Origin of the sequence: Aeromonas sp. FDAARGOS 1404 (assembly GCF_019047085.1) — a bacterium.
GTDB classification, from domain to species: Bacteria; Pseudomonadota; Gammaproteobacteria; order Enterobacterales; family Aeromonadaceae; genus Aeromonas; species Aeromonas veronii.
In genome coordinates, this window is the sequence record NZ_CP077237.1 from 1,632,473 (window position 1) to 1,651,555 (window position 19,083).

A 19,083-nucleotide genomic window follows, 5' to 3' on the forward strand; every position below is an offset into this window, starting at 1 on the left:
ATAGCATAAAGAATAACTGGATAAGTATCCAGCATAGGGCAGCAACCCCCTTGTGGTCAGAGAGGCTTTTTATCCACTTTTCCACCATGCTTGATCGGGTGCAGCCAGTGCACGGGATGTTTCAGCGCCGCACCGGCCCCCGAGCGGGGGATAAACCACTACACTAAACCCGTTCGGAACCGAAACTGGTGCCAATGTCGATACCAAGGAAGGCCATCACATGAAAATTGTTACCACCGCCAATCTGGGTCTTGCCATATTGCTCGGATGTACGCTGGGCATGGGGGTCGTTGGCTGGTATGGCAGCCAGCGGCTAGCCAATCTGCTCTCATACGTACTGGGTGCCGCCTGGCAGACCGCCGACGGTGCCATGGAGGGCTCCATAGAGCTGGGCAACCAACAGCTACAGATTCAGAAGATGCAAAACGGAACCCCGCTCAATCGCGCCGAACTCGATGCTGCCAAGGCGGCGACCGATGATGCGCTGGCCCGGGTCAGCCAGGGGCAGCTCATTGATGGTGCAGCCCTTGCCACCATGGAACAGCACAAGCAGGACTATCAACAGCAACAAGAGACGCTGCTGGCGCTCTATCACGCCTATACCGAGGTGGACCAGGCACTGCATCATAACGCCGATCTGATGGCTCGCCTCTCGACCCAGCTGGAGGTGATCGGCGATGGTGCAGTCGAGGCGCTGACCCAATCCCCCGACCAGACCATCAGCTGGAACAGCGGCCTCTCCACCCGCTGGGAAGCGGCCGACGGGGGTATGGAGTCCAACATAGGCTTTTTGCGCCAACTCTATGCGCTGGAGAAGATGCGCAGACAAGGAGTCACAGAGGCGATCCAAGCCGAGTTAAAAGAGGCGACCGATTTCTACCACGAAGCGGTCGACAGCATGCTCGGCACCGGGCTGTTCGATATCGAGGGAACCGGCGAATTTGCCGGCAAGACACTGTCGGCAGAGTATCGCGCTCTGTTGGCCCGGCATCAGCAACTGATGGGACAGTGGGTCGATGCGCTCGGCAGCTATCAGGCCCAGCAGTCCGCCTATGAGGTCAGTGCCGATGAGCTGCGACAACAGCTGGTTGCCATCGAGGAGAGCGGCGATGCTACCGTAGAGGATCAGGTGGCCCAGCTCAACGGCATCATCAGCCAGACCCGAACCCTGCTGCTGGGTGGCCTGCTACTGAGCCTGATCATGGTCACTCTCTGCGGCTTCTGGCTGACCCGCAAGCTGGTGACCCCGCTGCTGCAAGTGGACAAACGAATGCAGGATATCGCCGCCGGCGAGGGAGACCTCAACGCCCGCATCAACCTGCAACGGGATGACGAGATAGGCTCGCTGGCAAACAGCGTGGATCGTTTCATCGAGAAATTGCAGAAGATGATCAGCTCCACCATGGACAACAACCAGCACATCAGCGAACACGTTCACACCTCGGTCAACCGGGTGGAGGCAATCAGCCAAAGCAGCCGCCAGACCGCCGAACATGCGCTGGCCCTGCACCACGACAGTGAACAGATGGTGCAAGTCGCCACCGGTATCTCGGACAACTGCAGCATGGCGGCCCACAATGCCAATGAGGTGCGCCAGCTGACCACCGAGAGCAGCCAGTATGTCGCCTCCGCCAGCGCGGGCATGCAGCGGGTGGTACAGGAGGTGAGCGAGTGTGCCATCGCCATCAACTCCCTCAAGGAGCAGGCGGGTCAGATTGGCCAGATCATCTCCACCATCAGCGGTATCTCGGAGCAGACCAACCTGCTGGCTCTCAATGCGGCCATCGAAGCGGCCCGCGCGGGGGAGATGGGGCGTGGCTTTGCGGTGGTTGCGGACGAGGTGCGCACCCTGGCCAATCGCACCGCGACATCAAGCGCCGAGATCAGCCAGGTGATCAGCAGCATCCAGCAGCAGACCGAAACCGCCTATCTGATGATGCAGCGCAACCTCAAGACGGTAGAGTCCGGCATGCAGGACTCCGAGAACACCAAGCAGATCCTGTTCAAGGTGGAAGGCGCCATCGACCAGCTGGCCGACATGGTGCAGCAGGTGGCCGTGGCTACCGGGCAACTGTCACACACCCTGAGCCACTCCTCTGACAAGGTCTCCGGCATCAGTCTGCAAGCCAGAACCGGCGAACAGGAGGCGCAGGAGTGTCTGCAACTCGCCTCCTCGCTCCATCAAGCCAGCCTGATGCAACAGCGCCTGCTCTCCCAGTTCAGAGTCTGAGCCCCTCCAATAGCAAAGATGCCACTCATATGAGTGGCATCTTTTTGTTACCGGTCGCTCATTCCTGCCGCCTTAACTTCCTCAACGTCCTATGGCCAGTTGAACAGCCAGGCTCAGCATGATGATGCCAACCAGCAGGTCGATCCCCTGCTGCACCCGGCTGCTGGCCAGCCAGGGCGCCAGTGCCGCAGCACCCAGCGCCAGCGAGTAGAACCACACCAACGAGGCCAGCATGGCCCCCGCAGCAAAGGCCGGACGCAAGGACTCGCTCACCTGACTGCCAAGGGAGCCAAGCAGCATCAATGTATCGAGATAGACGTGAGGATTGAGCAGCGTAACTCCCAGCGTCATCGCCAGCACGCTTTTGGCACCCATCTGCTGAGCAGACTCGGCAAGCCCCTCCCCCTTGCCACGCCAGGCACTGAGCAGGGAACGGCCACCAAACCAGCCGAGAAACAGCACGCCTCCCCAGGTGAGCAACGCCATGCCGAAGGGGCTGGCGGCCAGCACATTGGCCCCGCCAAATACGCCGATAGCAATCAGGGTGAGATCGCAGAAACTGCAGAGCGTGGCCGTCAGCAGATGGTGATTGCGATGGATGCCCCGGCTCAGCACAAACGCATTCTGGGCGCCGATGGGGATGATCATGGCCAGACCGATGGTGAAGCCTTGCAGTGTCGTTGCGAGCATCATGGAGAGTACCGTTCGAAATGATGAATGAGCGGCACTATAGCGATGGCGGTTCCTTCTTAGAAATTCATTGATTTACTGATTGATTCATTTTGCTAATCAGCCGGAGTCACCAAAAGCCCCATCCGAAACCAATAGTCAATAGCAGGATCTGACAATTGAGAGTCCGCCGCTCAGCCCCGAGAATCAACAGGTTCTATTGCATCAGCTTGGGGAAGTTGGTGACAACTACATGCTCAAGATTCGGCAGCAAAATGCCACTGCTAATCCCCTTGGCTATGGCCTGATAACGATTCATGGAGCCAGTTTTGCGAGTGACCTGATTGAGGTGGTAATTCACCGTACGCTCGGTGATCCCCAAAATGCAGGCGATCTCCCCCGATGTTTTCCCCTCACTGGCCCAGAACAGGCATTCGGTCTCACGATCCGTCAGGGCGGCTTGTTGATCCGAATCCCTCAGGCGCACAACCCTGATCGCAGCCTCGAAGATGTAATTGGCCATCCAGGAGAGGATCGGCGAGGACTCCAGCAACAGATCGCTCGAGGCCCGTTCGGACGTGATAAAGGAGAGGATCCCGTTCTCCCCGGCTGCGCCGTGCAGAGGGAAGGAGATGCCATTGCGCAATCCGAACTCGGCGGCCAGTCCCATCACGTCCATGCTTCCCTCTTGCAGAAAGCGAGCCCGCTCATCGAGGCGGTTCCAGTAAATGGGCAGCGTCTGCTTGCGTGCCAACTGAATCACAGGGTCGCACGCCAGCATGTTGTTATCGGTATAGGTCTGTACCCAGGAGATAGGGCACTGATTAAACAGTACCACTTTGGGTCTTTGCATCGACATCGGAATGATCAGAGTAAAGCCGTAATAGTCATAACCCATATCGACCGTAAAGCGACCGATCAATCCGGCAAGACGGTCACCATCCGTCACCGAAGTGAAATGTTCCAGATACTCAAACAGTTGCTCTTGTTTCATATGCTAGCCCCCCTGGCCAAGCTTCTGATTATAACGGCGAACAGGCAGAGAGAGAGTTCATAATGTTGGTTTTCAAAGGAAAATTGAGAGATCACCCACGAAACGCCGTAGAGAACGAACTCTATCAATTTCGAAATCGCGTCTTTTCCGACCGGCTAGGCTGGGACGTCGAGTCTTACCACGGTTTGGAACGCGACCGCTTTGACACGCCAGACACCCATTGGGTACTGGTCGAAGATGAACAAGGAGTCTGCGCCTGTATCCGTCTGCTCAGTTGCGCCAGCGCCTATATGTTGCCCAGCATTTTTCCCACCGCCCTTGCCGGTGAAAACGCGCCCCGCACTCCCGAGATCTGGGAACTCACCCGTCTGGCTATCGATGCGACCCGCGCTCCGTGCATGACCAATGGTGTCAGCGAGCTGACCTGCGTGCTCCTTCGGGAAGCCTATGCGTTTGCTACAGCCAACGGCATCAAAGAGTTTGTTGGTGTAGCCAGCCTGCCCGCAGAACGCATTTTCCGTCGTCTCGGAATCCCTATGGCTCGTCTGGGCCACCGCCAAGCGGTAGATCTCGGTGCAGTGAAAGGTGTCGGCCTGCGCTTTTATCTGGATGAGCGATTTGCCCTGGCGGTCTCGCAGCCACTTATCGGACACTATCAAACTGCCACCTATCGCTCCCATGAGTTAGCGGCCCAGATATAAAAAATCCCGGGAAAACAGGCCCGGGATAAACGTATCGCTGTATCGCTATGACCCCGCAGGGCTGCCCCCTGCGGTCTCTAGCAGTATGCCTTCCTTACAAGACAGACCACCACTGTCAGATATCACAGCGCAACGCCCCTTCCACCGCCCATTGTTGTCCCCTGCCGAGTGACGTAGAGTCAGCCCTTGGGCAACGGAAGGGGGAGAAGATGAAAGAGCTGGACTACAAACTGCTGCGGGCACTGGATGCGGTACTGCAGGAGCAGAACTTCGATCGGGCGGCCAAGTCACTCCATATCACCCAGTCGGCCATCTCCCAGCGGATCAAGCAGTTGGAGCAACAGTTTGCCGAGCCGCTGCTCATTCGCAGCCAGCCGCTGCAGGCCACGCCACTCGGCCAGAAACTACTGGCCCACTATCGGCAGGTACACCAGCTCGAGCTCGAACTGGCGGGGGAGCTGGCCCCCGACCAGCCGCAGGGGCCAATCCGGATCAGCATCGCCGTGAACGCCGACAGCCTGGCCACCTGGTTTTTGCCCGCCATTGCCCCCTTGTTGAAACAGCACCCCATCGAACTCAACCTGCTGGTCGATGACGAGAGCCGCACCCTCGACAAGGTCCGCGAGGGTCAGGCCTTTGGTGCGGTCAGCCTGCATCCCCAGCCGCTGGCGGGTTGCTGCGTCGACGAGCTCGGTGAGATGAACTATCTGCTTACCGCCAGCCCCGCCTTCGTAGCCCGCCACTTCCCTCACGGCCTGACCCGTGAGGCGCTGGCCAAGGCACCGGCGGTGGCGTTCGATCAGCGCGATGACATGCATGTGAGCTTTATGAGAGAACACTTCGGGCTGGAGCCGGGCGGTTATCCCTGCCATACGGTCCACTCGTCAGAGGCCTTCGTCGCCATGGCCGAACAGGGGTTGGCCTACTGCCTCATTCCCGAATTGCAGATAAGAGGCCAGCTCGCAGGCGGGTCACTGCTCAACCTCAGTCCCGACCACGTCCTGACGGAACGCCTTTACTGGCACCGCTGGGTACTGGAAAAAGGGGTTCACAAGCAGCTCTCCCAGCGGCTTATCGACCATGCCAGATCGCAGTTGAAACCACGCTGAGCAGGCCATTCACCTTGGCTTTGCAGGGCTAAAAACGTATAGTGCTGGGCGATCCTTCATCAGGTCTCCACCCAGGTTTTCACTTCAGGTTCCTCACTTATGTTCCAAGACAATCCGCTGCTGGCCCAGCTCAAGCAACAAATCCGCGAAAACATCCCGAAGAAAGAGGGTGTGATCCGCGCCTCGGACCGGGGCTTCGGCTTTCTGGAAGTCGATGAGAAGACCAGCTATTTCGTGCCGCCTCCTTACATGAAGAAGGTGATGCACGGTGACCGGGTGACAGCCCTGATCCGCACTGAAAAAGAGAAGGAAGTGGCCGAGCCGGATACCCTGCTGGAGCAGTCCGTCACCCGCTTCGTGGCCCGGGTCAAGATGTTCCGTGACCGCCTCAACGTGGTTGCCGACCATCCGCTGATCAAGGATGCCATCAAGGCCCGCGTCAAGAAGGGTCTGGATGAGAAAGAGTTCAAGGAAGGTGACTGGGTGGTGGCGACCCTCAAGCGCCATGCGCTGGTGGACGGCAACTTTTCTGCCGAGATCATCCAGAAGATCGCCGCCCAGGAAGATCACAACGTGCCCTGGTGGGTGGTGCTGGCCCGCCACAACCTGGCCCAGGTCGAACCGGCTGATCTGCCGGAGTGGAAGGTGATCGAAGAGGAAGAGCTGCCCCGTCGCGATCTGACAGCAGTCCCCTTCTTCACCATCGACGGTGCCAAGACCAAGGATATGGACGATGCGCTGGCCATCACCAAGCTGGACAACGGCTGGGAGCTGCTGGTCGCCATCGCTGACCCGACCGCCTATGTGGCCGAAGGGAGCGAGCTGGACAAAGAGGCCGCCCAGCGCGCCTTTACCGTCTACATGCCGGGCCGCAACGTGCCGATGATCCCGCGCACCCTCTCCGACGAGCTTTGCTCCCTGAAAGAGGGCGAAGAGCGCAACACCCTGTGCGCCCGTCTGCTGATCGCCGAAGATGGTCTGCTACTGGAGGAGACCGAGTTCTTCGCCGCCCGCATCTGCTCCCACGCCCGTCTCAACTATGACGACGTCTCCGACTGGGCCGAGCATGGCAAAGAGCTGTCCATCGACGCAGGCGTACTGGCCCAGCTGCCGCTGATGAGGGCAATGACCGAAGCGCGCATCGCGTGGCGAACCGAGCATGCCCTGGTGTTCCCGGATCGTCCCGACTACGACTTCGAGCTGGGCGAGAATGGCGAAGTACTGGCCATCCACGTCGAGCCACGCCGCATCGCCAACCGCATGGTGGAAGAGTCGATGATCGCCGCCAACATCTGCGCTGGTCGCGTGCTGGGCAAGAGCGTCGGTTACGGCATCTTCAACGTTCACACCGGCTTTGACGAAGAGTCCCTCGACGGCGCCATCGACCTGCTGAAAAGCGCCGAAGCCCCGTTCGAGCGCGACGAGATCGCCAGCCTCTCCGGCTTCTGCGCCTTGCGCCGCTGGATCGACAACCTCGACACCCGCTGGCTGGATGGCAAGATCCGCCGCTTCCAGAGCTATGCGCTGATGTCCTCCGAACCGGGCGCCCATTACGGTCTGGGTCTGGATGCTTACGCCACCTGGACCTCCCCGATCCGTAAATACGGCGATATGGTCAACCATCGTCTGCTCAAAGCCGTCATCGCCGGCAAGACCCCGGGTGAGCGCCCGAGCACCGAGCTCACCGAGCATCTGACCGCCTGCCGCCGTCTGCACCGCATGGTGGAGCGCGACATCGGCGACTGGCTTTATGTCCGTTACCTGAAAGCCGCCGCTGGCACCGATCAGGTGTTCAATGCCGAAATCATCGACGTGATGCGTGCTGGTCTCAAGCTGCGTCTGCAGGAGAACGGCGCCGTGGTCTTCCTGCCTGCCCGCCATATTCTCGACAACAAGGATCGACTGGAGTGCAACTGGGACAACGGTCGCGTCTATCTGGACAAGACCGAAGTGGTCTACGAGCTCGGCCAGATCATCGAGGTGAAGCTGACCGAAGCAGTGGAAGAGACCCGCTCCCTTATCGCCAAACCGGCAGTGGATCTGGTGCCGGGTCCAGCACCGGAAGCCCCGGCGGCCGAGAGTGCGCCAGCCGATAGCAGTGAAACACCCGCTGAGGCTGCCCCCAAGGCAGAATAAGCCGCGCAGAATCATCTGATCTGCCCGAGAGCCCGCCATCGTGCGGGCTCTTTTTTGCCCGGCATCCCGCCCTACAAGCTGCCATAGATACCGTTATGGCACACAGTTCTATCCACGATTGGCAGAGAACGCAGTGAATGTCTCCACCAGCATGGCTGAAAGCAACCGTTATGTGCGCCGCCTCTCCTTTCTGACATATTAATCAAGGAAAAATATGTCTATACTCGCTTGGGTACAATCCAAGGGATATTGGTATGCAGGAATGGGACCCGGAACACTTCACCAACTTCGCTCAGCTATGCGAAGTGAGCCTCGCCACCATCCGTGAAAAGACCGATGCCGAACGCCTCTACCTCTGGCTGAAAGCCCCCGAACCGCAGCTCTACAGCTTTCAGCTCGATCACGGGCTGACCACGCTTGATCTCGCCCATCTAGGTCAACTGACCCTGCCCCACCACCTGATCGACAAGGCGATGGAGAAGGGACAACTGGTGATCGAGCAGCTCCCACCACCGCCTGATCCCGGCGAAAATGTGGAGCCCGCCCAGCCGCAGTTACGCGCCTGTTTCCCTCTCAAGCGTCACATGAAACTGGAAGGGGTCATCTATCTGGAGACCCGCCGCCGCATCGATCGCCTCTCCTCCCACCAGCGTCAGGGCATCCAGCTCCTTATTCACTATCTGACTGCCGAGCTCAGCAATCACCTGCTCTCCAGCCAGGTCAATCAGGAGCGGGACCAGCGGCTCCATACCCAGACCGATCTGGTACAGAGTCAGGCACTGCAGGGCTCCTTCCTTACCATGTTGCAGGCGCTGCATATGGTCAGCGTCACCCTCTCCCGCAGTCGCAGCGAGAACGATCTGCTGCGGGATGCCGTGCTGCTGGCCCGCAAGGAGCTGCAGTTCGATCGGGTTGCCATCTTCCTGATCGAACCCGATGGCAAGACCATGCGCGGCACCTGGGGCACCAGCGAAGAGGGCGAGCTGATGGATGAACACAACTTCATCAGCCCCATTCCGGATCACCCCACGGTGCAAGAGGCGCTCAGGCGCAAGGATTACGTGCTGGTGATGGAAGATACCCCCCTCTACTACGAGAAGCAGCAGGTGGGCCGTGGCTGGAACGCCATGGTATCGCTATGGGATGGCACCACCCCCATCGGCTGGATCGCCGCCGACAACCTGCTCTGGCACCGTCCGCTCAAGGCCTATCAGAGCGAGATCTTCAAACAGTACGCCGCCATTCTGTCACAACTGCTGATCCGCCAGCGTACTCAGGAGCAGCTGGAAACCCTCAACCGCCAGCTGGAGGCCCGGGTCGCCGAGCGCACCATGCAGCTGGCCGAGACCAACCGGGCGCTGGAGGAGGCCAATCACCGCCTCTCCCTGCTGTCGCTGGAAGATCCCCTCACCGGCATCGCCAACCGGCGCCAGTGGGACATCACCATGCAGCGGGAGTGGGAGTGGGCACGACGCACCCAGAACCTGCTGGCGGTATTGATGATCGACGTCGACGAGTTCAAGGCCTACAACGACCACTTCGGCCATGCCAAGGGGGATCTCTGCCTGCAACAGGTGGCACATGTGCTGCGGGATGCAGAGCGGCGCTGCACCAATCTGGTCGCCCGTTACGGCGGGGAAGAGTTCGTCATTCTGCTCTGCGCCCCCCAACCCGGTGAGGCCGAACAGCTGGCCGGACGGATCCACGATGGTCTTGCCCGCTTGAAAATGCCCCATCCCGCCTCGCGGGTTGCTGATTTCATTACGGTTAGCATAGGCTTTAGCTATCTGGTTCCCTCCCTGGACGGAGCATGGCAGACCCTGACCGAACAGGCTGACCAGGCGCTCTACCACGCCAAGTCACAAGGGAGGGCCCGCACTCTGGCCTATCGGTGATCCCATGCTGTTGCGTCGCTACCCCATCTTCAATCGTCGCCTGGCTCTGGTGGCCTACGGCATCGACTATCAGCTCAGTTCACCGGCCGAATGGCCTTCACTGGCGCAACATTGCCGCCTGCTGGCGCAGGGGCGTCAATATCTGGTGCCCTTCACCCACGAACAGCTCGATGAACAGCGTCCCATGCTGCTGGATCAGGACGCGATCCCGCTGGTTGAAGCCTCCAGTGAACGCCAGCCCAGCTCGTTTCCGGTGCTGGAGCAGTGGCGCGACAGTCGGCGCAGACTGGCGGTACATGGCGCCAACCGGGATCCACGCTGGCTCGGCGCCAGCCGCCTGCTGGTGTACTGGATGGGGGAAGAGGGGATCTGCCAGCCCACCGAACACAAGCGGATGGCGCTGAACATCGAAACCTGGGCGGATTTTCTCCCGCTGCGGGAGGCGGGGGTCGACTTCTTTGCCGGCGGCTTTCTCGCCCGTCCGGAGCTGGTCAATCAGCGGGCGAACCAGCCCGATATGGCGCTGGTACAGCAGATCCTCCAGCTCATCTGCCACGAAGAGTTCTCCTTCGCCCAGGTAGCCCGCCTGCTGGAGCAGGATGCCTGGCTGCCCGGCCTGCTGCTCACCTACGTCAACGCCCCCGGCTTCGATCATGCCGCCCCCATCACCTCGGTGCCCCGCGCCCTCTCCTATCTGGGGGAGCAGGAGATCCGCAAGTTCGTGTTGATCAACGGTTTGGCTCGGGTAAGCCAGCACATGCCGGAGGCCTGCACCCGCATGGCCATCGCCCGCGGCCGCTTCTGCGAGTTGATTGCCCTCACCGCCCTCGGTAAAGCGGAGGCAAGCTGGGCCTTTCTGGTGGGATTGGTGCTCGATGGATCCCTGCTGTCGGAACCGCTGATGGCCCACCTGCCCAAGAGCGTGCAGCGCGCCATCGAACTGCACGAAGGGCCACTCTTTCATCTATTTCAGCTGGTCAGCACCTATGAACAGGGCAACTGGGCCCTGCTGGAACAGCTTGCCCCCAAATATCAACTCGATCCGGCCCAGCTCACCCCCGTCTATTTTCAGTCACAAATGTGGGGGCAAGCGTTTCTCACCAGCTAGGTGATGGCGAGGCGGAGAGCCACTGGCTAGAATGGGCTCCCTTTTTTCAGAGACTGACCCGCACCATGACGCTTTCCGGATTCCAAGGCCTGGTCTTTGACCTTGATGGCACCCTGGTCGACTCCATGCCGCTGCACCTCGCCGCCTGGGAACATACCGCCCGTGAGTTTGGCTTTCGCTTCGATGCCGACTGGTTCTATGAACTGGGTGGCATGCCGAGCCGCAAGATAGCCCTGCTGGTCGCACAGGAGCAACAAATCCCCCTCGATCCGCTCGAAGTCACCCGCTGCAAGACCGCCCACTATGTGGCCAACCTGCACAAGGCGACCGTGTTTCCGGCCATGCAGGCGCAGGTCGAGCGCTATCATGGCGTCATCCCGATGGGGATCGGCACCGGCTCGCCGCGCATAAATGCCGAGGCGGTGCTACGCAACACAGGGCTGGATCGCTACTTCTCAGTGGTGGTCACCGCAGACGATGTGGAGCTGCACAAGCCCAATCCGGACACCTTCCTGCTGGTCGCCAGCAAGCTGGGGGTCGAGCCATCAGGCTGTCTGGTGTTTGAAGATACCGGAATCGGGGTACAGGCCGGAGAAGCGGCGGGTATGCAGACCTGCATGGTCAAAGAGGGTCAACCAGTCGGCATAACGGCGTAGTGCGGAAAAAAATATCGCCCTGCAAGGGGCGATAACCGGAACCGGCTCTCATACGGGACATGAATGAAAATGAGAGCAGGTTCCGTCAGCCGCTGACGCAGGGCGCGTCAACGGGGAGTGCGGGGCAGACGATTACTCGTTGTTGCCGCCGCCCTGATTGTCGTCATAACGACCCGGCGCACCGTGGGGGCGCGGCGCCATGGAGACACGTGGCTTGCGAGCACGCTGGATATTCACCTGCGGACGGCCGGTGTGCATGGCGATGGTGGAGATCTTGGCCTTGTAGACCAGCTGCTGGTTACCATGAGCATCGGTCAGCAGCACGCTGTACTGGTCGAACCCGCTGATGGTGCCTTCCAGCTTGATGCCGCTCACCAGAAAAATAGCGACCTGACTGCGGTTCTTGCGCAACCAGTTGAGGGCAGAATCTTGCCCGTTCCCGAGGGAGAAGGCTTGCTCAATCGTGGAGTAGCTGGGGGATTCAGTTGTCATAAATTATTGTCCCGCGGAAAAAAAGTGGCGTTTGATTGTGCTAAATGGGCACTGGCTTGTCAAAGTCATTCTCACTCCCGCCAGCAATAGCGGCCTCCGGGGGCTGGTCGCTGACCAGCACAACTGCGATAATCGCCAGCTCTGGCTCTACCACGGGCCTTATCTGGGGTTTTATCTTGCATCCGGTTTCACACCAACACCACACCACCTATGTCCATGATGCCACTGCCTGCGAAGAGTGTGACCTGCTGATACCGGCCACACCGCTCGAGGTGGGACAGGCCAGCTGCTGCCCCCGTTGCGGACACACCCTGAGTCGCCACCTGCCACAGCAGGAGTTGCGGCCGATCTCCTACGGGTTCGCGGCACTCATCATGTTCGTGCTCGCCAATGCCTTTACCTTTATGTCCTTCTCGGCCAAAGGGGTGGGTCAGGAGATGACCTTTTTGCAGAGCATCACCACCCTGGTGGATGAGGGCTATCTGTTTCTCGGCGCGGTACTGAGCCTGACCCTGATCGGCCTGCCGCTGGTCTATATGGGCTCCATCATGCTGGTGCTGTGGCGGGTCGATAAAGATCTGCACAGCAATGCCCTGCGCTCCCTCGGCCGTCTGCTCTGCCGGATCAAACCCTGGCTGATGGTGGATGTCTTTCTGGTGGGGGTGCTCATCTCGCTGGTTAAGCTGATGGGGATGGCCGACATCAAGATGGGGCTGTCATTCTGGGCTTTCGTCGGTTACACCGTGCTGCTCATCAAGATGATCTCCTCACTGGATCAGATGTGGCTGTGGCAGCGGCTGTTCGGCCCTACCGAGGCGCGGGATATCGACCCGGAGGCGGGCGCGCTGGAATCAGGTCTGGTGGGCTGCCATATCTGTGGCGCTCTGAGCGAGGTGGGCAGCCACAGCTGCTCCCGCTGCGGCGGCAAGCTGCATGCGCGCAAGCCGGGCGGCCTGAACCGTACCTGGGCGCTGCTGTTTACCTCCGCCATTCTCTACATTCCGGCCAACGTCTATCCCATCATGGATACAGTGTTCCTCGGTGATGACAGCCCCTCCACCATCCTCGGCGGTGTGGTGCTGCTCTGGGCCATGGGCTCCTACCCCATAGCGGCGGTGATCTTTTTCGCCAGCGTGGTGGTGCCGCTGGTGAAAATACTGGCGCTATTCTGGCTTTGCTATATGGTGCAGCGCGGCAATGTCACCTCCCCCCTCGGCAAGCTCAAACTCTATCGCATGACCGAATTTGTCGGACGCTGGTCGATGATCGACGTCTTCGTGGTGGCCATTCTGGCGGGCCTGATCCGGCTCGACAATCTGATGACCATCTATCCCGGCCCTGCGGCCGTCGCATTTGCAGGTGTGGTGCTGATCACCATGGTCGCCGCCATGAGTTTCGACTCCCGCCTGATCTGGGATTTACAACAAGGAGAACGCGAACGTGAGTGAGCGTAAAAAAAGGTGGAAACCGGGCTCTGACTTTCTGAGCTCTGCCGCCGCAATCTGGATGGTGCCCCTGCTGGCGCTGTTCATCGGTCTCTGGATGCTGTTCCAGCACTGGTACTCCCAGGGCCCCAGTTTCACCCTGACAGTCGCCACTGCCGAGGGCATAGTCGCTGGCAAGACGGTGATCCGCTCCCGCGAAGTGGACGTCGGCCGCATCGAGGCCGTCGAGCTGAGCGATGACTATAGCCATGCCGTGCTGAAAGGACGGCTGACCAATGCCGCCTCCGGCATGCTGCGCGGTGACAGCCAGTTCTGGGTGGTCAAGCCCAGAGTGGGCCGTGAAGGGGTATCGGGTCTGAGCACCCTGCTCTCCGGCGCCTATATCGAACTCGCCCCCGGCAAGAAAGGTCGGGCGCGGGACGAATACGCCATGCTCGACAAACCGCCGCTCGCCTCCCTCGATGCCAAGGGGCTGCGTCTCACCCTCAGCAGTCGCGACACCCGCGCGCTGGGAGAAGGCTCCCCCATCAACTATCAGGGCTTCACCATAGGTCAGGTGGAAGAGGCGAAGTTCCTGCCGGAAAAGAGCGAGATGCAGTATCAAATCTTCATCCACGCCCCCTATGACATTCTGGTGAGCAGCAACTCCCGCTTCTGGATGACCCCGGGCTTCGAGGTCTCCATGAGCAGCGAGGGGATGAAGGTGAAGATGGATTCGCTGGAGAGCCTGATCGATGGCGGCATCACCATGGGTCTGCCACCCGGCTGGGCGCCTGGCGAACCGGTCAAACAGATGGAAGGGTTCACCCTGTTCCAGGATGAGGCGAGCGTGCTGGCCGGTAGTCTGGATCAGTTCATCGACTACGTCTTCCTGTTCGATGACAACGTGGGTGGCCTGCACCCGGGCGCGGCGGTGCAGTATCGCGGCATTCGGGTCGGTACCGTCATCTCCGCCCCCTACCTCATCGAGGACAAGGGCGTGCAGATCTTCAAGAGCCGCCAGATCCCGGTGCTGGCCCGCATCGAGGTGCAGCGCCTCTCCCACCGCTATGCCAAGGCGGAGAAGGATCAGTGGCGTGCCCTGTTCGGCAAGCAGTTCAAGGAGGGGTTGCGTGCCAGCCTCAAGACCTCGAGCCTGCTGACCGGCGGCAAGATCATCGACCTCAACTTCTATCCGGACGCGCCGCGCTTCGAGCAGGCCAAGCTGGCCGGTTATCAGGTCTTCCCCACCGTGCAGGGCGGGCTGGATCAGATCGAGCGCAAGGTGAACCTCATCCTCGACAAGTTTGTCGACATGGACATGGCGACCACCCTGACCAAGGTCAACGGGTCACTCACCACTCTGGATGGCACCCTGAAGAACATCAGTGCAGTCAGCGCCAACCTGAACAAGCTCACTGCCAAGGATTCCACCCAGCAGTTGCCCGCCTCACTCAACGAGAGCCTCAAGCAGTTGCAGGAGACCTTGCAGGCCTATGATGCCCAGTCGCAGACCAATCAGGACCTGCGTCAGTCGGTGCAGACCCTCAATCAGTTGATGCGCGAACTGCAGCCGCTGGTGCACTCCCTCAACGAGCAGCCCAGCTCGCTGATCTTCGATCGCGCGCATCCATCGGACCCTGAGCCCAAGCGAGGCAAACAATGAAAAAAGAGATCCTGACGCTGGCCCTGCTGGGCCTGCTGGCGGGTTGCAGCAGCCAGCCAAGCCTGCACTACTATTCGCTCGATGCCGACAGCCAGCAACCCGTAACGGCCCCGGCCAAACCGCAGCACCAGCTGGTGCTGCGCCCGGTGGCGCTGGCCAGCCAGCTCGACCGGATCAGTCTGGTCTATCAGCTGGAAGGGCAAGAGCTGCACTTCACCGAGTACCATCGCTGGGCCGGTGCGCTGGACGATCAGCTCAACCAGCTCACCCTCAATGGCCTCTCCACCCGCCTGCCGGGCTGGGTGGTACGGCAGGATGGCGCCCGCAAGGGGCCGGTGCTGACCATTCTGGTGGAGCGCTTTCAGGGCCGTCATGACGGCAGCGCCGTGCTGAGCGGCCGCTGGCGCCTGCTGGCGGAAGATGGCACCGTGCTGCGCGATGCCCCCTTCCGTCAGGAGCGGGTGCTGCCGGCCGATGGCTATAACGCGCTGGTGAACGAGCTGGGTCAGGGCTGGCAACAGCTGCTCGACCAGATTGCCGCCGAGGTGCGCCAGAGCGCCAGCTAATCGGCCATCCGCCGATTGCAGAGATAAAAAAACGACGCCAGCTGGCGTCGTTTTTTTATGGGCAAGAGTCGGGGGCGACTTATGCCTTGGCGGGCAGGCTCAGGCGAGCAACCGCTTCCACATGCATGGAGTGCGGGAACATATCGACCGGCTGCACCTCGTCCAGCACGAAGCCTTGCTTGACCAGCCAAGCAAGATCGCGGGCCAGGGTCTGCGGGTTGCAGGAGACATAGACCAGACGACGGGGCGCCATGGCGACCAGGGTCTGCAGCACCGCCTTGTCACAGCCTTTGCGCGGCGGGTCCATCACTACCACGTCAGCGGTCACACCTTGGGCGTGCAGTTCGGGCATCAGCTGCTCGGCCTTGCCGACGTGGAATTCGGTGTGCTCGATGCCGTTGAGGGCGGCGTTGCGACGGGCATCGCTGATGGCGCTCTCCACCGACTCGATCCCGACGACCTTGGCGGCCTTGCCAGCCAGGAACAGGGAGATGGTGCCGATACCGCAATAGATGTCGAACACTGTCTCGTTACCGGTCAGCTCGGCATACTCGAGGGCGCTGGAGTAGAGCACATCGGTCTGGGTCGGGTTGTTCTGGAAGAAGGAGAGCGGCGAGATCTCGAACTCGAGCTCGTGGATCTTGTCGCGGATCACCCCTTCGCCGAGCAGCACCCGGTTGGTGGCGCCCAGAATGCGGTTGGTACGCTCGTTGTTGATGTTCTGCACCAGAGTAGTAACCGGCAGATCGCTCAGAGCTGCCAACAGTTCGGCTTCGAACGGCAGCTCCTCACCCAAAGTGACCAGCACCACCATCAGCTCACCGCTCTTGAAGCCCTTGCGGGTCATCAGGTTGCGCACGCAGCCGCTGTGGTTTACTTCGTCATAGGCGGCGATGTCGTGCTCGCGCATCCAGTTGCGCACCCGGGCGTTCAGCTCCACGTGCAGCGGATCCTGCACCGCACAGTCATCGGCGGGGATGAGATCGTGGGAGTGCTTGCGATAAAAACCAATCTCGGCACCGGCGTCACAGCCACGCACCGCATATTGCGCCTTGTTGCGATAGGCGAACGGGCTTTCCATGCCAAGGATATCCTTGACCGGGGTGTCACCCAGCCCGACCTGCTCCAGTGCGCTTTGCACCAGTGCCTGCTTGAGCTTGAGCTGGGCCGGATAGGCCAGCGGACGTACCTGACAGCCACCACACTCGGTGTTGGGGCAGAAATCGGCAACCCGATCGGCAGAGGGCTGGAGCAGCTCGGCGACCTTGCCGTGCAGATAGTTCGGCTTGACCTCGGTCAGCTCCACCAGCGCCTGCTCACCGGGCAGCAGACCTTCGACAAACAGGGGGCGATCGAACAGGCGTCCTTTGCCATCTCCTTTGTCGGTCAGTTCCAGGATCTCGATCTGGTGTTGATGTCCCACTAACGGCATGAGCGGCTCCAAAAGTACTAAAAATGGGGGGTGATGGACGCGGAAAAGCCATGCCCATCGAGAAAAGGTGGCAGAGTTTAGCGGAGATCCGGCCAAATTGCAGGCATAAAAAGCCTGCTTGTTGCAATGGTCATTACCCCAGGCTATCTGCCAGGCGTTGCCACCTTTCGGGCTGCGGCAAATTTAGCCCTTGGGCCATAACGCCCAGCCTGTTAAAATTCCGCCCTTGAAATTATCCTGGGCCCCGCGCCCGTTCTAGCTAAGGTCTACCGCGATGCGTACCAGCCAATATCTGCTTTCCACTCTCAAGGAAACCCCCTCCGACGCTGAAGTTGTCAGCCACCAGCTGATGCTGCGCGCCGGGATGATCCGTAAACTGGCCTCCGGCATGTATGCCTGGTTGCCAACCGGTCTGCGGGTACTGAAGAAAATCGAGAACATTGTTCGCGAAGAGATGAACAATGCTGGTGCCGTCGAAGTCTCCATGCCGGTGGTTCAGCCTGCCGAGCTGTGGCAGGAGTCCGGCCGCTGGGATGACTACGGTCCCGAGCTGTGCCGCCTGACCGACCGTCACAACCGTCCCTTCGTGCTGGGCCCGACCCACGAAGAGGTGATCACTGCGCTGGTACGTTACGAAGTGAACAGCTACAAGCAGCTGCCGCTCAACCTCTACCAGATCCAGACCAAGTTCCGCGACGAAGTACGCCCTCGTTTCGGCGTGATGCGCGGCCGCGAATTCCTGATGAAGGATGCCTACTCCTTCCACATCGACAAAGAGTCTCTGGTCGATACCTACGAGAAGATGCACGCCGCCTACTGCAAGGCGTTCACCCGCATGGGTCTGAACTTCCGTCCGGTACAGGCCGATACCGGCTCCATCGGTGGTACCGGTTCCCACGAATTCCAGGTGCTGGCCGAGAGCGGTGAAGACTTGATCGCCTTCTCCGACAGCTCCGATTACGCCGCCAACATCGAGATGGCCGAAGCGCTGGCACCGGCTGGTGAACGCGCTGCCGCCACCGCAACCCTGGCCAAGGTTGCCACCCCGAACGTCCACACCATCGACGAAGTGGCTGCCTTCCTGAACGTGGCTCCGACCGCCATCGCCAAGACCCTGCTGGTACTGGCAGAGGAAGATGAGCACGGCAAGCAGGCCGTCATCGCGCTGGTACTGCGTGGCGACCACGAACTGAACGAAATCAAGGCAGAGAAACTGGCTGGCGTGGCCAACCCGCTGACCTTCGCCAACGACGAGCAGATTAAAGCTGCCGCCGGTTGCGATGCAGGCTCCATCGGCCCGGTCGGCTTTGCCGGTCGCATCATCGTCGATCGCAGCGCCGCCCATCTGGCGGACTTCGTCTGCGGCGCCAACGAGACCGGCTTCCACCTGACCGGTGCCAACTGGGATCGCGACATCACCGCTTACGAAGTTGCCGACCTGCGCAACGTGGTGGAAGGCGACCCGAGCCCGTGCGGCCAGGGCAAGCTGCTGCTCAAGCGCGGTATCGAAGTGGGCCACATCTTCCAGCTGGGTACCAAATACTCCGAAGCGATGAAGGCGAGCGTGCTGAACGAAGCTGGCAAGTCCGTCACCATGGAGATGGGTTGCTACGGTATCGGGGTTTCCCGTCTGGTGGCCGCTGCCATCGAGCAGAACAACGACCAGTACGGCATCATCTGGCCGGACGCCATCGCTCCGTTCGAAGTGGCCATCGTGCCGATGAACATGCACAAGTCAGAGCGCGTGGCCGAGCAGGCACAGCAGTTCTACGCCGAGCTGAAAGCCGCTGGTGTGGACGTGCTGTTCGACGACCGTAAAGAGCGCCCGGGCGTGATGTTCGCCGACATGGAGCTGCTGGGCATCCCGCACGCCATCGTCATCGGCGATCGCGGTCTGGACAACGGCGTGGTGGAGTACAAGTGCCGCCGCACCGGCGAGAAGCAGGAAGTGGCCATCAGCGACATCATCGCCATGCTCAAGGCCAAGCTGGGCCGTTAATTCCGC

General features: G+C 60.5%; 15 protein-coding genes. 11 read left to right on the forward strand and 4 right to left on the reverse strand.

The window, feature by feature from the left end; genetic code table 11:
* Window positions 1-220: 220 nt before the first annotated feature.
* Complete coding sequence (locus I6L34_RS07495; protein ID WP_058056444.1) at window positions 221-2,230, forward strand: methyl-accepting chemotaxis protein; 2,010 nt, start codon at window positions 221-223, stop codon at window positions 2,228-2,230.
* A gap of 81 nt (window positions 2,231-2,311) precedes the next feature.
* On the opposite strand, the gene lysE is transcribed toward I6L34_RS07495, so the two are convergent.
* Both lysE and I6L34_RS07505 read right to left on the reverse strand, forming a co-directional pair.
* Window positions 2,312-2,920 carry an L-lysine exporter gene (lysE, locus tag I6L34_RS07500; protein ID WP_058056519.1) on the reverse strand — a complete coding sequence of 203 codons (609 nt, stop codon included), beginning with the start codon at window positions 2,918-2,920 and terminating at the stop codon, window positions 2,312-2,314.
* Window positions 2,921-3,116: 196 nt separating this feature from the next.
* Window positions 3,117-3,893 carry a LuxR family transcriptional regulator gene (locus I6L34_RS07505; protein ID WP_019445709.1) on the reverse strand — a complete coding sequence of 259 codons (777 nt, stop codon included), beginning with the start codon at window positions 3,891-3,893 and terminating at the stop codon, window positions 3,117-3,119.
* Between the two features lie 62 nt (window positions 3,894-3,955).
* On the opposite strand from I6L34_RS07505, the gene I6L34_RS07510 reads away from it, so the two are divergent.
* The 6 genes from I6L34_RS07510 (at window position 3,956) to I6L34_RS07535 (ending at window position 11,498) form a co-directional block, all read left to right on the forward strand.
* Window positions 3,956-4,594: an acyl-homoserine-lactone synthase gene (locus I6L34_RS07510; protein WP_021231751.1), complete on the forward strand. Its 639-nt coding sequence runs from the start codon at window positions 3,956-3,958 to the stop codon at window positions 4,592-4,594.
* A 209-nt stretch (window positions 4,595-4,803) separates the two neighbouring features.
* On the forward strand, window positions 4,804-5,703 hold the full coding sequence (locus tag I6L34_RS07515; RefSeq protein WP_216956377.1) for a LysR family transcriptional regulator ArgP: 900 nt from the start codon (window positions 4,804-4,806) through the stop codon (window positions 5,701-5,703).
* Between the two features lie 99 nt (window positions 5,704-5,802).
* Window positions 5,803-7,839 (forward strand): exoribonuclease II, encoded by a 2,037-nt coding sequence (locus I6L34_RS07520; RefSeq protein ID WP_216956380.1) that lies wholly within the window; start codon window positions 5,803-5,805, stop codon window positions 7,837-7,839.
* A gap of 254 nt (window positions 7,840-8,093) precedes the next feature.
* Window positions 8,094-9,734 carry a sensor domain-containing diguanylate cyclase gene (locus I6L34_RS07525; RefSeq protein WP_139733554.1) on the forward strand — a complete coding sequence of 547 codons (1,641 nt, stop codon included), beginning with the start codon at window positions 8,094-8,096 and terminating at the stop codon, window positions 9,732-9,734.
* 4 nt (window positions 9,735-9,738) lie between these two features.
* Complete coding sequence (locus tag I6L34_RS07530; RefSeq protein ID WP_139429741.1) at window positions 9,739-10,842, forward strand: EAL and HDOD domain-containing protein; 1,104 nt, start codon at window positions 9,739-9,741, stop codon at window positions 10,840-10,842.
* 65 nt (window positions 10,843-10,907) lie between these two features.
* Complete coding sequence (locus I6L34_RS07535; RefSeq protein WP_216956383.1) at window positions 10,908-11,498, forward strand: HAD family phosphatase; 591 nt, start codon at window positions 10,908-10,910, stop codon at window positions 11,496-11,498.
* Window positions 11,499-11,630: 132 nt separating this feature from the next.
* On the opposite strand, the gene hfq is transcribed toward I6L34_RS07535, so the two are convergent.
* Window positions 11,631-11,990, reverse strand: coding sequence for an RNA chaperone Hfq (gene hfq / locus I6L34_RS07540; protein ID WP_005335772.1), 360 nt, complete (start codon window positions 11,988-11,990; stop codon window positions 11,631-11,633).
* Window positions 11,991-12,166: 176 nt separating this feature from the next.
* Here hfq and I6L34_RS07545 point away from each other — a divergent pair, with 176 nt between their 5' ends.
* From I6L34_RS07545 to I6L34_RS07555, 3 genes are read left to right on the forward strand one after another with little or no spacing between them, the layout of a single operon-like run.
* The gene (locus tag I6L34_RS07545; RefSeq protein WP_040066978.1) at window positions 12,167-13,438 is read left to right on the forward strand and encodes a paraquat-inducible protein A; all 1,272 of its coding nucleotides are present in this window, start codon (window positions 12,167-12,169) and stop codon (window positions 13,436-13,438) included.
* Window positions 13,431-15,080: an intermembrane transport protein PqiB gene (gene pqiB / locus I6L34_RS07550; RefSeq protein ID WP_005335774.1), complete on the forward strand. Its 1,650-nt coding sequence runs from the start codon at window positions 13,431-13,433 to the stop codon at window positions 15,078-15,080. Before I6L34_RS07545 ends, pqiB begins: the two co-directional genes overlap by 8 nt.
* Complete coding sequence (locus tag I6L34_RS07555) at window positions 15,077-15,646, forward strand: membrane integrity-associated transporter subunit PqiC (protein WP_005335775.1); 570 nt, start codon at window positions 15,077-15,079, stop codon at window positions 15,644-15,646. The genes pqiB and I6L34_RS07555 overlap by 4 nt, the downstream gene beginning before the upstream one ends.
* Before the next feature lie 79 nt (window positions 15,647-15,725).
* On the opposite strand, the gene rlmD is transcribed toward I6L34_RS07555, so the two are convergent.
* A complete protein-coding gene (rlmD, locus tag I6L34_RS07560) occupies window positions 15,726-17,078 on the reverse strand; it encodes a 23S rRNA (uracil(1939)-C(5))-methyltransferase RlmD (RefSeq protein ID WP_216956387.1) in 1,353 nt (450 codons plus the stop codon).
* A 274-nt stretch (window positions 17,079-17,352) separates the two neighbouring features.
* Between rlmD and I6L34_RS07565 the strand changes: the two genes are divergently transcribed.
* On the forward strand, window positions 17,353-19,077 hold the full coding sequence (locus tag I6L34_RS07565; protein ID WP_216956389.1) for a proline--tRNA ligase: 1,725 nt from the start codon (window positions 17,353-17,355) through the stop codon (window positions 19,075-19,077).
* Window positions 19,078-19,083 lie beyond the last annotated feature (6 nt).